Here is an 11,891-nt window from a genome sequence, read left to right on the forward strand (position 1 = left end):
CGTTCCTACCTAGCGCGCCAGCCAACCGCCGTCGACGGGCAGGATCGTGCCGTGCACATAAGCGGAGGCGTCCGAGGCCAGGAAGACTGCGGCGCCACCGAGTTCTTCCGGATTGCCCCAGCGGCCTGCCGGGATCCGGCCGAGAATGTCGGTGGACCGCTTCGGATCTTCCCGCAAGGCGGTCGTGTTGTTGGTGACGAAATAGCCCGGCGCAATCGCGTTCACGTTGATGCCCTTGGCAGCCCATTCACAGGCCAGCAGGCGGGTCAGCCCCGCGAGGCCACTCTTGGACGCGGTATAGGAGGGAATGCGGATCCCTCCCTGGAAGGAGAGCATGGAAGCAATGTTGATAATCTTGCCGCGGCCACTCGGAATTATGCGCTTGGCGACGGCCTGCGACAGGAAAAAGGCCGTCTTCAGGTTGACGTCCATGACCGCATCCCAATCAGCCTCGGTGAAATCGATGGCATCGGCTCGGCGGATGATGCCGGCATTGTTGACGAGAATGTCGACCGAGCCGAAAGCGGATACCGCCGCTTCGACGATGTCGTCGACCGGCTCGATGGTCGACAGGTCGGCGGCAAAGGATGCGAAACGCCCACCTGCAGAGGCAATCATGGCCTCCGTTTCGCTCATGCCCGATCGGCCGACGCCGAGAACAGCGGCACCAGCGCCGGCCAGTGCCACGGCAATGGCCTGACCGATGCCGGTATTGGCTCCGGTGACGATGGCCGTGCGGCCCGAAAGGTCGAAGGATGGTTTCATGATGCTACTCCCGGGATTTCTGGAAAGGATCGCCTGCTTGCTCTAGGCGTCAATGAAGAGGTCGGGATCGAGATGCTCGATGGCGTCCAGTTCCTCAGTCATGCGGCCGATATGCTGGCTCATGGCCAGAACCGCCGCACCGTCGTCGCGGTCACGGATCCCGTCGATGATCGCCGCATGCTCGGCGATGACGATATCCAGCCGCCCTGAACGGGGCAGCGTGATGAACCGATAGCGGTCGATATGAACCTTGACCTGCGCAATAACCGTCCAGATCCCGGGGTAACCGGCGATGTCGGCGATCAACTGATGGAATTCGGTGTCGAGACGGTGGAAGAGCGGAATGTCACCGGCCTCGGCCGCTTTTATCAGGGCCGCCTGATTGTCTTCGAGCGAGTGCAAGCGGCTGCCGTCCTTCATCGCGACAATGGCGAGCGAGACGGTGGTCACCTCGAGCGCCTTGCGGATAAGGATTGCCTCGTAGAGCGCACGGCGGGGTATGCGAGACACGAAAGTGCCCGACTGCGGATAGATCTCCACAAGTCCCTCATCCGCCAGTCTCAGCAGAGCTTCGCGCACAGGCGTGCGGCTGACACCGAAGCGCTGGCCGAGTTGCTTCTCGTTCAGGGTATCCAACGGCTTCAATTGCAGGCGGACAATTTCGTCCTGCAAGATCGCATGGATCTGCGTCGCGGCACGCCCATCCCGCGTCCTCCCGCGTTGATGATCGGCAGGAACAATGCGCGAGCGTAACCCGCTTTTGGACATTTCCGACATGCAGCCTCCGAAAACTGAGATACTAGTATATCAGTTTTCGGAGGCTGTAAATGCAAGGAGCCTCTGTCTCAAGCCACCGTTTCTGAAACAGCTATACAGTCAGGAAAGGCAGTAACGCGATGACGTCACTTCTCGGCGCAGATCGCGTAGCGGTGCTGAGTGGCTCGCTCCAGGCCTTTGAAAAACGAAAAGTTCTTGCGTTGCGCCCTGTGTATAGCAGTCATGTCCTGATCAACGGTGATTTTTGAGAAGCCCGCCTTCTTCAGAAGATCTGCAACGGCATGCGCGTGAGCACCGCCGGAAAAATGAACGCGGGACAGGATACGGGTGTGCGTTTCGGCCATATCGGGATTCGGCGGGGCGCCGTGCAGGGCATCGCGGGCCAGACCGAGGCGGCTCGCGAAACCGGTCAGCTTTTTCAAGAGACGGGTCAATGTGGAGGTGTTGACGAAGTCGCCATCGACGATCAGCACCTTGCCACCCGGTTTCAGGACGCGGTGCCACTCCTTGAAGCAGGCAAGCGGATCGACGAGCGTCCAGACAAGGTGACGATTGGTGATCACATCATAGGCCTCGTCGTCCTCCATGGTGCGCTCGGCGTCACCCATCAGAAAGCGGATCTGTCGTCCACGGTCCTTGGCCTTTGCCTGCGCGCGCTCCAGCATTGGCTCGGCCCAATCCAGCCCGGTAACCTTGAAGCCGAGATCGTCGAGCAGGTGCGAGATCACGGCCGTTCCGCAGGCGAGGTCGAGCGCTGCCCGCCCCTCGCCTTCGCCGAGATGCTTGCGGAACAGGGCGTGCCAGGCCGCCCGCTCGTCTTCCGAAAAGATCTCGTGACCCGGCTGAGTGTCGAATGTCTCGGCCCGCAGAGACCAGTAGGCTTTGATTTCGTCGCGAAGGTCATGGTTGGAGAGGGAGCTAACGGCTTGCATTTTCACGGTCTTTCGGATTCGGGCAGAGAGGCTGGAACACTTCTAAAAGATAATTCTTGACTGATAAAGTCATAAAAACATAGATCACGACATAATCACAAGCAGGAGAACTGATCGTGTTCAAAATGGAGAAGGTGGCTTCTGCCGCCGCGATTTCGCTCGTCCTTTTTTCAAGCGTCGCGTTGGCTGGCGAGACCGTGAAGATCAAGGACATCACTGGTCGTGAGGTCGAGGTGAGCGTTCCGGTCGAACGCGTCATTCTCGGCGAGGGTCGTCAGATCTACTTCACGGCAGCACTCGACACCGACAATCCGTTCGGCCGCGTCATTGGCTGGCGCGACGACTTCAAGAAGGCCGACCTCGACGGCTACAACATCTACCTGAAGAAATTTCCGGAGATGGAGAAGATCCCGACCTTCGGCGGCATGAAGGACGGCACCTTCGACATCGAGCAGGCAGTTGCACTGAAGCCCGACGTCATCATCATGAACACGGAAGCAAAGTCTGCGACTGAAGAGAGCGGCTATATCGAGAAGCTCGCCGCCGTTGGCATTCCGCTCGTCTACATCGACTTCCGCGAAAAGCCGATGGAGCACACGGATGATTCCATACGCATCATCGGCAAGCTGTTCGGCAAGGAAGAGCGCGCCGAAGAATTCGTGAAGTTCCATGACGAGCAGATCGCCAAGGTGACCGACGTGCTGGCCAGCCAGACGGACCTGAAAAAGCCTGTCGTCTTCATGGAACGCGCCGGTGGCTATTCCGACGATTGCTGCATGTCCTTCGGCAACGAGAACTTCGGCAAGATGGTCGAACTCGCCGGCGGCGTGAACATGGCCAAGGACTTCATCCCGGGCACCTTCGGCACCGTCAATCCGGAGCAGATCATCGCATCGAACCCCGACCAGGTCATCGTGACCGGCTCGAACTGGGAACTGTATGTTCCCGGCGGCAAGTGGGTCGGCGTTGGTCCGGGCGCCGACAAGGCTGAAGCCGCGCGCAAGCTTTCCGAGCTGATGAAGCGCCCCGGCTTCACCGACATCAAGGCCGTCAAGGATGGCAATGTGCATGCCATCTGGCACCAGTTCTACAACAGCCCGTACCAGTTCGTTGCCGTGCAGCAGATCGCCAAGTGGCTGCATCCGGATCTCTTCAAGGATCTCGACGCGGACGCCACCTTCAAGGACATGCATGAGCGCTTCCTGCCGGTCGATTACCAGCCTGGCTACTTCGCCTCGCTGAAGGCTGGCTCCTGACATCCATCCGGCCGGCGGGCGACCGCCGGCCGCTTGCCCTTGGGGGCGTAACCGACAGGAAAAGACTTATGGCCACCACCGTCGAAGCGGCCGCTCCGGCCTCCAGCGACATCTACCGAAGCCTGACGACGAAGCGCCTGGCAATCCTTGCCGGGCTTTCACTCTGTCTGGTGCTGTCGATCGCCGTCGATATGGCCTATGGCCCCGCGCGCTACACCCTGTCGGAAGTCGTCTCGACGATCTGGGATCCGGCCTCGGCAGGCAACCAACTTAGGGTCGTCATCTGGGATATCCGCATGCCGATCGCGCTGATGGCCGTCACTGTTGGGGCGTGCCTGTCGCTTGCCGGTGCGCAGATGCAGACGATCCTGGCCAATCCGCTCGCCTCTCCCTTTACGCTCGGCATTTCCGCGGCTGCCAGTTTCGGTGCGGCGCTCGGGCTTGTCGCAGGCGTTGCCGTCTTTCCAGCGGCCGTGCAGTACATGGTGCCGATCAACGCCTTCCTGATGGCAATGCTCGCATCGCTCTTCATCTATGGCGTCTCGACCATGCGAGGCGTGACGGTTGAGACCATCATCCTGCTCGGCATAGCTCTGGTCTTCACCTTCAATGCGCTGCTTTCGCTGCTCGAATATCTTGCCTCTGAACAGGCGCTCGCCGCCGTTGTCTTTTGGACCATGGGATCGCTGACCAAGGCGACCTGGGGCAAGGTGGCGGTGACCTTCGCCGTGCTCGTCTTCTGCGTACCCCTCTTTGCGCGCCGCGCCTGGGCACTGACGGCGCTTCGCCTCGGTGACGACAAGGCCGCATCCTTCGGAGTCAATGTCCGGGCACTCCGGCTTGAGACTATGCTGCTCGTCAGCCTGCTCGCCGCCATCCCCGTTTCTTTCGTCGGGACGATCGGTTTCATCGGCCTCGTCGGGCCGCATATCGCTCGTATGTTGCTCGGAGAAGACCAGCGCTTCTTTCTCCCGGGTTCGATCCTCTGTGGCGCGCTCCTGCTGTCCGTCACCTCGGTCGTGTCGAAATTGCTGATCCCGGGCGCCATCCTGCCGATCGGTGTTATCACTGCACTCGTCGGGGTGCCCTTCTTCTTCTCCCTCATCTTCACCAACAGGAGGCGCGCATGGTAGCCCTCAAGCTTGAAGCGGTCGGCGCCCAATACGGTCGCCATCGCGTCTTCACCGACATCACCACCGGTGACATCGCCGGCGGAATGCTGACAGCTGTCATCGGTCCGAATGCGGCGGGCAAGTCGACGCTGTTCAAGCGGATAGCAGGCCTGCTGAAGGGCGAAGGCGTCATCCATGTCTCCGGAGAGGAGAGCCAGCGGCCGATTTGTTACATGCCGCAGGACACAGGTGCCAATGCTGTCCTGACCGTCTACGAGAGCATTCTGCTTGCATCCAAGCAGGGCTCTGGTTGGAAAGTGGCCGACGGCGAACTTTTTGAGATCGATCGCATTCTTGCTTCACTTCGGATTTCGGACCTCGCATTTCGAGATCTTGGGGAACTGTCCGGTGGACAACGTCAGCTCGTCGCCATCGCCCAGGCGCTGGTGCGCAAGCCGGAAGTGCTGTTGATGGACGAGCCGACGTCGGCGCTCGATCTCTTCCGCCAGATCGAAGTCCTTCAATTCATGCGCGAGCTTGCAACCGAAAGCGGGATCACCGTTCTGATCGCCCTGCACGACCTGAACCACGCGATGCGTTATTGCGACCATGCGCTCGTGGTTGCGGACGGGCGACTGATTGCAAGCGGCGCGACTGCGGATGTGATCACGCCTTCCCTGCTTCGAGATGTGTACCGGGTCGATGCCCGCATTGAGGCCTGCACGCAAGGCCGGCCTCTCGTCATCGTGGACGCGGCGCTGGCATAAGCCCTTAGCTCAGCCCCATATAACGGCCGGGCTTGTGGTTGATCGCGAGGATCAGGTTGGCGATGGCAGCGCCCAGCACCGAGAGTGCCAACCGGTCGGCCGGCAGCACGAAGAAGGCGATTGCGAGGATCGTGAGATCGACACCAAGCTGGAAATAACCGGCGCGCAGCCCTGTCTTTTCCTGCAGATACATGGCGAGGATATTGATGCCGCCGAGACCCGTGCGGTGGCGGAAAAGCATCAGCAGGCCAGTACCGATCAAGCCGCCGCCGATCACCGTGGCGTAGAGTGGATCGAGATGGGAAAAATCGATCCATTGGCCGTTCAGCTTCGACAGGATCGACACCAGCGCCACGGCGGTGAAGGTGCGCAGCGTGAAGGCCCACCCCATGCGTTTGACCGCAAGGATGTAGAAGGGCAAATTGACGACGAAGAAGATGACGCCGAAGCCCCAGCCACTGACATAGGACAGAAGCAGCGCGAGGCCGGCGCTCGACCCGACCGTCAGCATGGTTTCGGTGTAGATCAGCGTCCCGAGCGACACGAACATCGTGCCGGAAATCATCGCGAGCACGTCTTCATAGAGGCGATGACGCTCTGCGCCCGCCTGGTTCACGGTGGTCGTGGTCATGGTTTCAGCCCAGAAGCGGTTTCAGAACAGCGGCGACGCGCGGAATATCCTGGCTCTTCAGGCCCGCAATATTGATGCGTCCAGAGGTCGGCATGTAGATGCCGTGATCCTTGCGCAGCGACAGCACGTCGGCTTCCTTGAGCGGCAGGAGCGAGAACATGCCCTGTTGCTCGGCGATCTGCGGCGCCAGTTGCCAACCGTCGCCGAGGGCTGCGGCCAGTTCGCGACGCAGGCCATTGAGACGGTCGCGCATGCTGTTCAGTTCGTCGATCCAGTCCTGGCGCAGGCTCTCTGTCGAGAGGATCGTGCGCACGACGGCCGCACCATGATCCGGTGGCATGGAATAGCTGGTGCGCGCCATGGTCACGAGATTGGAGCGAGCAATGTCGGCCGCCTCTTGCGTCTCGGCAACAGCAAAGATGGCGCCTGTGCGTTCACGGTAAATGCCGAAGGATTTGGAGCAGGAAACCGCGACCAAGGCTTCCGGCACTGCAGCGATAATGGTGCGCAGACCAGCGGCATCTTCCTCGATGCCGGCGCCAAACCCTTGATAGGCAGAATCGATCAGTGGCACGAGGCGACGTTCGGCGATCACGGCCGCCAGTTCTTCCCACTGGGCAGACGTGAGCGTGGCGCCGGTCGGGTTGTGGCAGCTCGCATGAATGAGCACGGCATCACCGCGCGGGGCGCTGCTTAGCGCCTTCATCATGCTGGCAAAGCGCACGTCCTGTGTCGGCACATCGAAATAGGGATAGGTCTCAACGCTGAGGCCGGTGGCGCCGAAGATACCGGCATGGTTCGGCCAGCTGGGCAGACCAAGATGAATGCGGCCGCTGCTCGCGCGCGCGATGAGATCCGACGCGAGACGCAGTGCCCCCGAACCGCCGGGGGTCTGGACGCCCGCGGCAAACTTGCCCTGTCCCTTGCCGCCGACAAGATCCCAGAGCAGGTCGAGGAAGACCCTGTCGCCTTCCGGCGCCACATAGGACTTGCTGTCCTGCTTCTCCAACAGCTCCTTCTCGGCCGCCTTGACCGAGCGCATCACAGGCGTGCGCCCGAGATCATCACGGTAGACACCGACCCCGAGGTCGATCTTGTCGGCGCGCTGATCGGCATTGTAGAGGCCAATCAGGGCAAGCAACGGGTCATTGGGCTGCGAGGCGAGCTTGTCGAACATCGGGGACCTTCGTCAAAGTGCAATTGTGTTGCACCAGAGATATCAAGTTTGCCGCGCAAAGTCTCTGCGGATTTCATGCCCGGCGCCAGGGATGGCTTAAGGTGAATTGCCAGATATCCAGCTTTGACGATAAACTATTGCGCACTGATGGACAGTAGAGATCGATAATGGAAGCTGAGAGCGCCACACTGGACAGGATCGATCGGAAGATCATTGCCTGTCTTCTGAACGATGCGAGCCTGAACAATGCGGAACTCGCCGAGCGTGTCGGGCTGACCGCCGCCCCCCTTTCGCGTCGGCTCGCCAGACTCTATTCGAGCGGCATCATACGGCAGGCGATCGTGGTTGATGCGCCGCGTGTCGGCCTCGGCCTGCAGGCCTTCGTCGAAATCACCCTGGATCGCACGACGCCGCAGGTGGGCGAACGTTTTATCGAACATGTCGGCAAACTGCCCGAAGTAGTCGAGATCCATGCCGTTGCCGGCGACTTCGATTTTCTGTTGAAGATCTCGGTTCGTGACATGACGGACTACAAGCGCCTGATCTGGCAGGAGTTCGATCGCCTCGCCGAGATCAAGACAATCAGGTCGACGATGGTATTCGACAGTCCGAAGATCTCTTACGGCTATCTGCCATAAAGAAAAAGGGCGCCGACCGGGCGCCCTTTGTCATCGCATCAAGCTTTAGAAAGCGATCAACCGGCCGCCGCTGCCAGCTGGCGCTTTGCCATGCGGGCGCGGATCGATTCCACGTCGGCGCGCGGTGTCGCGGCAAATAGCGTGCGTGTATATTCGTGCTGCGGGTCCGAGAAGACCGCATCGCGTGTGCCGTATTCCACGGCCTCTCCGTAATACATCACCATCACCTCGTCGGCGATGTAGCGCACAACCGAGAGGTCGTGGCTGATGAAGACATAGGTCAGGCCAAACTCTTCCTGCAGGTCGGCAAGCAGGTTCAGCACCTGGGCCTGGACCGAGAGGTCGAGCGCCGAAACCGGTTCGTCGAGCACGAGCAGCTTCGGATTGAGCATCAACGCACGAGCAATCGCGATACGCTGGCGCTGGCCGCCCGAGAACATGTGCGGGTAGCGGTTATAGTGCTCCGGACCGAGGCCGACCTTGATCAGCATTTCGGTTGCGCGTTCCCGCCGCTCGGCCGAGCTCATCTTGGTGTTGATGAGCAAGGGCTCGCCGAGCACATCGCCGATCTTCTGGCGCGGATTGAGCGAGCCATACGGGTTCTGGAAGACGATCTGCACCTTCTGGCGCATGTCCGATGTCAGATGGCCAGGACGCAAGTCGACCTTCTGGCCGTCGATCAACAACTCGCCCGCCGTTGGCTCATCGATGAAGGTCAGGATGCGGGCAAGCGTGGACTTGCCGCAACCGCTTTCGCCGACGATGGCGAGCGTCTTGCCCTTGTCGAGCTTGAAAGACACGCCTTTGACAGCGTGGACGATCTTGTCTTCCTTGAAGAGACCTTGCGACACACGGTAGTCGCGCTTGACGTCGCGAATCTCGAGCATCGGGGTTTGCATCTCTGTGGTCATGCGGCACCTCCCGTTTCTGCGGCGGCCAGGAAGTCGGAGACCGTCGTCAGGCGGTCGCCGGTGGCGTTTTCCGGCAGGGCCGAAAGCAGCGCGCGGGTATAGGGGTTCTTCGGGTTTTCGAAGAGCGAGAGCACATCGGCCTCTTCCATCTTCCGGCCCTTGTACTGGACGATGACGCGGTCCGCGGTCTCGGCAACCACAGCCATGTCGTGGGTGATCATGATGAGGCCCATGCCGGTCTCGGCCTGGATCTTCATGAGGAGGTCGAGGATCTGCTTCTGGATCGTCACGTCGAGCGCGGTCGTCGGCTCGTCTGCGATCAGGAGTTTCGGATTGCAGGCGATCGCAATCGCGATCATCACGCGCTGACACTGACCGCCCGACATCTGGTGCGGGAAGTGGTTGAGGCGTTCCGCAGGATCCGGCAGTCCGACCAGCTTGAAGAGCTCGATGGCGCGTTCGCGGCATTCCTTTTTGCCGAGGCCCATGTGCAGGCGCAGGACTTCCTCGATCTGGAAGCCGACGGTGAAGCAGGGATTGAGGCTTGCGACCGGCTCCTGGAAGATCATGGCGACATCCTTGCCGATCAGCTTGCGCCGGTCCGCTGCCGAGATCTTCTGGATGTCACGGCCCTGGAATTCCATCTTGTCGGCGGTGATCTTTGCGGTCCAGGGCAAAAGGCCCATGACGGCAAGCATGGCGACAGACTTGCCGGAGCCGCTTTCTCCGACGATGGCAAGCACTTCACCCGGCTCGACCGACATCGACACGCCGTCGACGGCCTTGAACCAACCACTGGCCGTCTCGAACTGGACGGTGAGGTTCTGAATCTCGAGAAGTGCCATGATCAGGACCTCTTCAGCTTGGGATCGAGCGCATCGCGCAGGCCGTCACCCATGAGGTTGATGGCGAGAACGGTGATCAGAATAGCGAGGCCCGGGAAGGTGACGACCCACCAGGCGCGCAGGATGAATTCGCGCGCTTCGGCCAGCATCGTGCCCCATTCGGGTGCCGGAGGCTGGGCGCCCATACCGAGGAAGCCGAGGGCGGCTGCATCGAGGATGGCGTTCGAGAAGGAGAGCGTAGCCTGGACGATCAGCGGCGCCATGCAGTTCGGCAGGATCGTCTTGAACATCAGGCGGAAGGGACTTGCACCGGCTAGCCGTGCGGCCGTCACGTAGTCACGTGTCTTTTCCGACATCACCGCAGCACGGGTCAGGCGGACAAAATGCGGCTGCAAGACCAGCGCGATCGCGATCATGCCGTTGGTGAGGCCGGGGCCGAGGATCGCGACCAGCACGAGCGCCAACAGCAGCGACGGGAAGGCCAGGATGATGTCCATCAGGCGCATGATCGCGGTGTCGAGCCAGCCACCGTAATAGCCGGCGATGACACCAATCGCGATGCCCGTCGTCAGCGACAGCGTCGTAACGAACACACCGATGAACAGAGAATACTGCGAACCGTAGATCAGGCGCGAGAGGATGTCGCGTCCGACGGGATCGGTGCCGAGCGGGAAGCTCCAGTTCCCACCTTCAAGCCAGGCGGGCGGAAGCAGAACCGCATCACGATATTGCTCGAAGGGCGAATGGGGTGCGATGACGCCGGCGAAGACGGCGATCAGCACGAGAGCGACGAAGACGACGAGGCCTGCGACGGCGCCGCGGTTTTCGGAAAAGTAGAACCAGAATTCGGCCAGCATCTGGCGGCGCATCTGAGCGCTCGAAACCGGCTGGCTGGTTGTTGTCTCTGCCATGGGACTTTATCCTTCTAGTGGCGGATGCGCGGGTTGATCAGGCCGTAGAGCAGGTCGACGATGAGGTTCACGACCATGATGATGCCGGCAATCAGGAGGAGGCCTCCCTGGATGACCGGGTAGTCACGGCGGAACACACTGTCGACCATCCACTTGCCGATGCCCGGCCAGGAAAAGATCGTTTCGGTCAGGATCGCGCCGGCCAGCAGGACACCGATCTGCAGGCCGATCGTGGTGATGACCGGGATCATGGCATTGCGCAGCGCATGCAGGCTGACGACGCGGAAAGGCGAGAGGCCCTTGGCGCGGGCCGTCCGGATATAATCTTCCGACAGGACTTCCAGCATGGCCGAGCGCGTCTGCCGCGCGATGACGGCGAGAGGAATGGTCGCAAGCACGATCGTCGGCAGGATGAGATGGCTGACGGCCGAGGCAAAGGCGCCCTTCTGACCCGACAGCAGGCTGTCGATCAGCATGAAACCCGTGACCGGCGGGAAGAAGAACATCAGCGAGATGCGTCCCGATACCGGTGTCCACTGCAGGATGCCGGAGAACAGGATCATCAATAGAAGGCCCCACCAGAAGATCGGCATGGAATAGCCGACAAGGGCAATTCCCATCATGGTCTGGTCGAAGAATGAACCGCGCTTGATCGCAGCGATGATGCCGGCGGGAACGCCGATCGCGACGGCCAACAGGATCGCACAGATGGACAATTCGACGGTGGCGGGGAACAGCGCGAAGAACTGGTCGATGATCGGGCTCTTCGAGACAATCGAAGTGCCGAAGTCACCGGTCAGGACGCCGCCGAGATAATCGAAGTACTGGACGACGACAGGACGGTCGAGACCGAGCTGCGCACTGATCTGTGCGTGCCGCTCGGGCGACATGACGCGCTCACCGGAGAGCAGCGCAACCGGATCGCCAGGAAGAAGCCGGATGAAAGCGAAGGCAATGATCGAGACGCCGAGAAAGGTCGGGATCAAGACGGCGAGCCGTCGCAGGAGAAAGCCAAACATGTGTGAGACCTGTTGTTTAAGGGAGGTCGAACCACGGCACCAAGGCCATCTGTGGTTACCCGAAACGCTTCACCTGAGCTTTCGAGCATGACGCGAGATTGGTCTTGCATCAACGACAAACGCCGCGGGCCAGGGCCCGCGGCGAGAGAT

13 protein-coding genes are annotated in these 11,891 nt (G+C 60.8%); 4 read left to right on the forward strand and 9 right to left on the reverse strand.

The genetic code is table 11. From position 1 onward, the window contains the following. Nucleotides 1-9 precede the first annotated feature (9 nt). From kduD to SJY08_RS15760, 3 genes are all read right to left on the reverse strand, one after another. A complete protein-coding gene (gene kduD / locus SJY08_RS15750) occupies nucleotides 10-765 on the reverse strand; it encodes a 2-dehydro-3-deoxy-D-gluconate 5-dehydrogenase KduD (protein ID WP_377276799.1) in 756 nt (251 codons plus the stop codon). 42 nt (nucleotides 766-807) lie between these two features. Then, entirely contained in the window at nucleotides 808-1,542 is a 735-nt protein-coding gene (locus SJY08_RS15755; RefSeq protein WP_236759346.1) for a GntR family transcriptional regulator, read from the reverse strand. 125 nt (nucleotides 1,543-1,667) lie between these two features. Continuing rightward, entirely contained in the window at nucleotides 1,668-2,474 is an 807-nt protein-coding gene (locus SJY08_RS15760; protein ID WP_377276801.1) for a class I SAM-dependent methyltransferase, read from the reverse strand. 125 nt (nucleotides 2,475-2,599) lie between these two features. Between SJY08_RS15760 and SJY08_RS15765 the strand changes: the two genes are divergently transcribed. The 3 genes from SJY08_RS15765 (at nucleotide 2,600) to SJY08_RS15775 (ending at nucleotide 5,609) form a co-directional block, all read left to right on the forward strand. After that, entirely contained in the window at nucleotides 2,600-3,730 is a 1,131-nt protein-coding gene (locus tag SJY08_RS15765) for an ABC transporter substrate-binding protein (RefSeq protein WP_377278632.1), read from the forward strand. Between the two features lie 68 nt (nucleotides 3,731-3,798). Continuing rightward, nucleotides 3,799-4,863: an iron ABC transporter permease gene (locus SJY08_RS15770; protein ID WP_054149022.1), complete on the forward strand. Its 1,065-nt coding sequence runs from the start codon at nucleotides 3,799-3,801 to the stop codon at nucleotides 4,861-4,863. Further along, nucleotides 4,857-5,609: an ABC transporter ATP-binding protein gene (locus tag SJY08_RS15775; RefSeq protein ID WP_377276804.1), complete on the forward strand. Its 753-nt coding sequence runs from the start codon at nucleotides 4,857-4,859 to the stop codon at nucleotides 5,607-5,609. The genes SJY08_RS15770 and SJY08_RS15775 overlap by 7 nt, the downstream gene beginning before the upstream one ends. Before the next feature lie 4 nt (nucleotides 5,610-5,613). Here SJY08_RS15775 and SJY08_RS15780 read toward each other — a convergent pair whose 3' ends face one another. Both SJY08_RS15780 and SJY08_RS15785 read right to left on the reverse strand, forming a co-directional pair. Then, a complete protein-coding gene (locus SJY08_RS15780) occupies nucleotides 5,614-6,240 on the reverse strand; it encodes a YitT family protein (RefSeq protein WP_054149024.1) in 627 nt (208 codons plus the stop codon). A gap of 4 nt (nucleotides 6,241-6,244) precedes the next feature. Then, a complete protein-coding gene (locus SJY08_RS15785; RefSeq protein ID WP_377276806.1) occupies nucleotides 6,245-7,417 on the reverse strand; it encodes an amino acid aminotransferase in 1,173 nt (390 codons plus the stop codon). 167 nt (nucleotides 7,418-7,584) lie between these two features. On the opposite strand from SJY08_RS15785, the gene SJY08_RS15790 reads away from it, so the two are divergent. Beyond that, nucleotides 7,585-8,055 carry an Lrp/AsnC family transcriptional regulator gene (locus SJY08_RS15790; RefSeq protein WP_300890626.1) on the forward strand — a complete coding sequence of 157 codons (471 nt, stop codon included), beginning with the start codon at nucleotides 7,585-7,587 and terminating at the stop codon, nucleotides 8,053-8,055. A gap of 56 nt (nucleotides 8,056-8,111) precedes the next feature. On the opposite strand, the gene SJY08_RS15795 is transcribed toward SJY08_RS15790, so the two are convergent. The 4 genes from SJY08_RS15795 to SJY08_RS15810 are packed head-to-tail and all read right to left on the reverse strand — an operon-like array spanning nucleotide 8,112 to nucleotide 11,741. Then, complete coding sequence (locus SJY08_RS15795) at nucleotides 8,112-8,954, reverse strand: dipeptide ABC transporter ATP-binding protein (RefSeq protein ID WP_054149163.1); 843 nt, start codon at nucleotides 8,952-8,954, stop codon at nucleotides 8,112-8,114. 8 nt (nucleotides 8,955-8,962) lie between these two features. After that, complete coding sequence (locus tag SJY08_RS15800) at nucleotides 8,963-9,811, reverse strand: ABC transporter ATP-binding protein (protein ID WP_076391946.1); 849 nt, start codon at nucleotides 9,809-9,811, stop codon at nucleotides 8,963-8,965. 2 nt (nucleotides 9,812-9,813) lie between these two features. Further along, on the reverse strand, nucleotides 9,814-10,722 hold the full coding sequence (locus SJY08_RS15805) for an ABC transporter permease subunit (protein ID WP_069042331.1): 909 nt from the start codon (nucleotides 10,720-10,722) through the stop codon (nucleotides 9,814-9,816). Between the two features lie 14 nt (nucleotides 10,723-10,736). Further along, nucleotides 10,737-11,741 (reverse strand): ABC transporter permease subunit, encoded by a 1,005-nt coding sequence (locus SJY08_RS15810; RefSeq protein ID WP_069042332.1) that lies wholly within the window; start codon nucleotides 11,739-11,741, stop codon nucleotides 10,737-10,739. Nucleotides 11,742-11,891 lie beyond the last annotated feature (150 nt).

It is taken from the genome of Rhizobium sp. R86522, assembly GCF_042466255.1.
In the GTDB taxonomy this organism is placed as follows: domain Bacteria; phylum Pseudomonadota; class Alphaproteobacteria; order Rhizobiales; family Rhizobiaceae; genus Allorhizobium.

Bases quoted from the DNA above. Each gene is read 5' to 3' on its own strand.
- SJY08_RS15775 (WP_377276804.1), top strand. From the start codon at position 4,857: ATGGTAGCCCTCAAGCTTGAAGCGGTCGGCGCCCAATACGGTCGCCAT.
- SJY08_RS15800 (WP_076391946.1), bottom strand. From the start codon at position 9,811: ATGGCACTTCTCGAGATTCAGAACCTCACCGTCCAGTTCGAGACGGCC.
- SJY08_RS15810 (WP_069042332.1), bottom strand. From the start codon at position 11,741: ATGTTTGGCTTTCTCCTGCGACGGCTCGCCGTCTTGATCCCGACCTTT.
- SJY08_RS15780 (WP_054149024.1), bottom strand. From the start codon at position 6,240: ATGACCACGACCACCGTGAACCAGGCGGGCGCAGAGCGTCATCGCCTC.
- SJY08_RS15770 (WP_054149022.1), top strand. From the start codon at position 3,799: ATGGCCACCACCGTCGAAGCGGCCGCTCCGGCCTCCAGCGACATCTAC.
- kduD (WP_377276799.1), bottom strand. From the start codon at position 765: ATGAAACCATCCTTCGACCTTTCGGGCCGCACGGCCATCGTCACCGGA.
- SJY08_RS15755 (WP_236759346.1), bottom strand. From the start codon at position 1,542: ATGTCGGAAATGTCCAAAAGCGGGTTACGCTCGCGCATTGTTCCTGCC.
- SJY08_RS15785 (WP_377276806.1), bottom strand. From the start codon at position 7,417: ATGTTCGACAAGCTCGCCTCGCAGCCCAATGACCCGTTGCTTGCCCTG.
- SJY08_RS15765 (WP_377278632.1), top strand. From the start codon at position 2,600: ATGGAGAAGGTGGCTTCTGCCGCCGCGATTTCGCTCGTCCTTTTTTCA.
- SJY08_RS15790 (WP_300890626.1), top strand. From the start codon at position 7,585: ATGGAAGCTGAGAGCGCCACACTGGACAGGATCGATCGGAAGATCATT.
- SJY08_RS15795 (WP_054149163.1), bottom strand. From the start codon at position 8,954: ATGCAAACCCCGATGCTCGAGATTCGCGACGTCAAGCGCGACTACCGT.
- SJY08_RS15805 (WP_069042331.1), bottom strand. From the start codon at position 10,722: ATGGCAGAGACAACAACCAGCCAGCCGGTTTCGAGCGCTCAGATGCGC.
- SJY08_RS15760 (WP_377276801.1), bottom strand. From the start codon at position 2,474: ATGCAAGCCGTTAGCTCCCTCTCCAACCATGACCTTCGCGACGAAATC.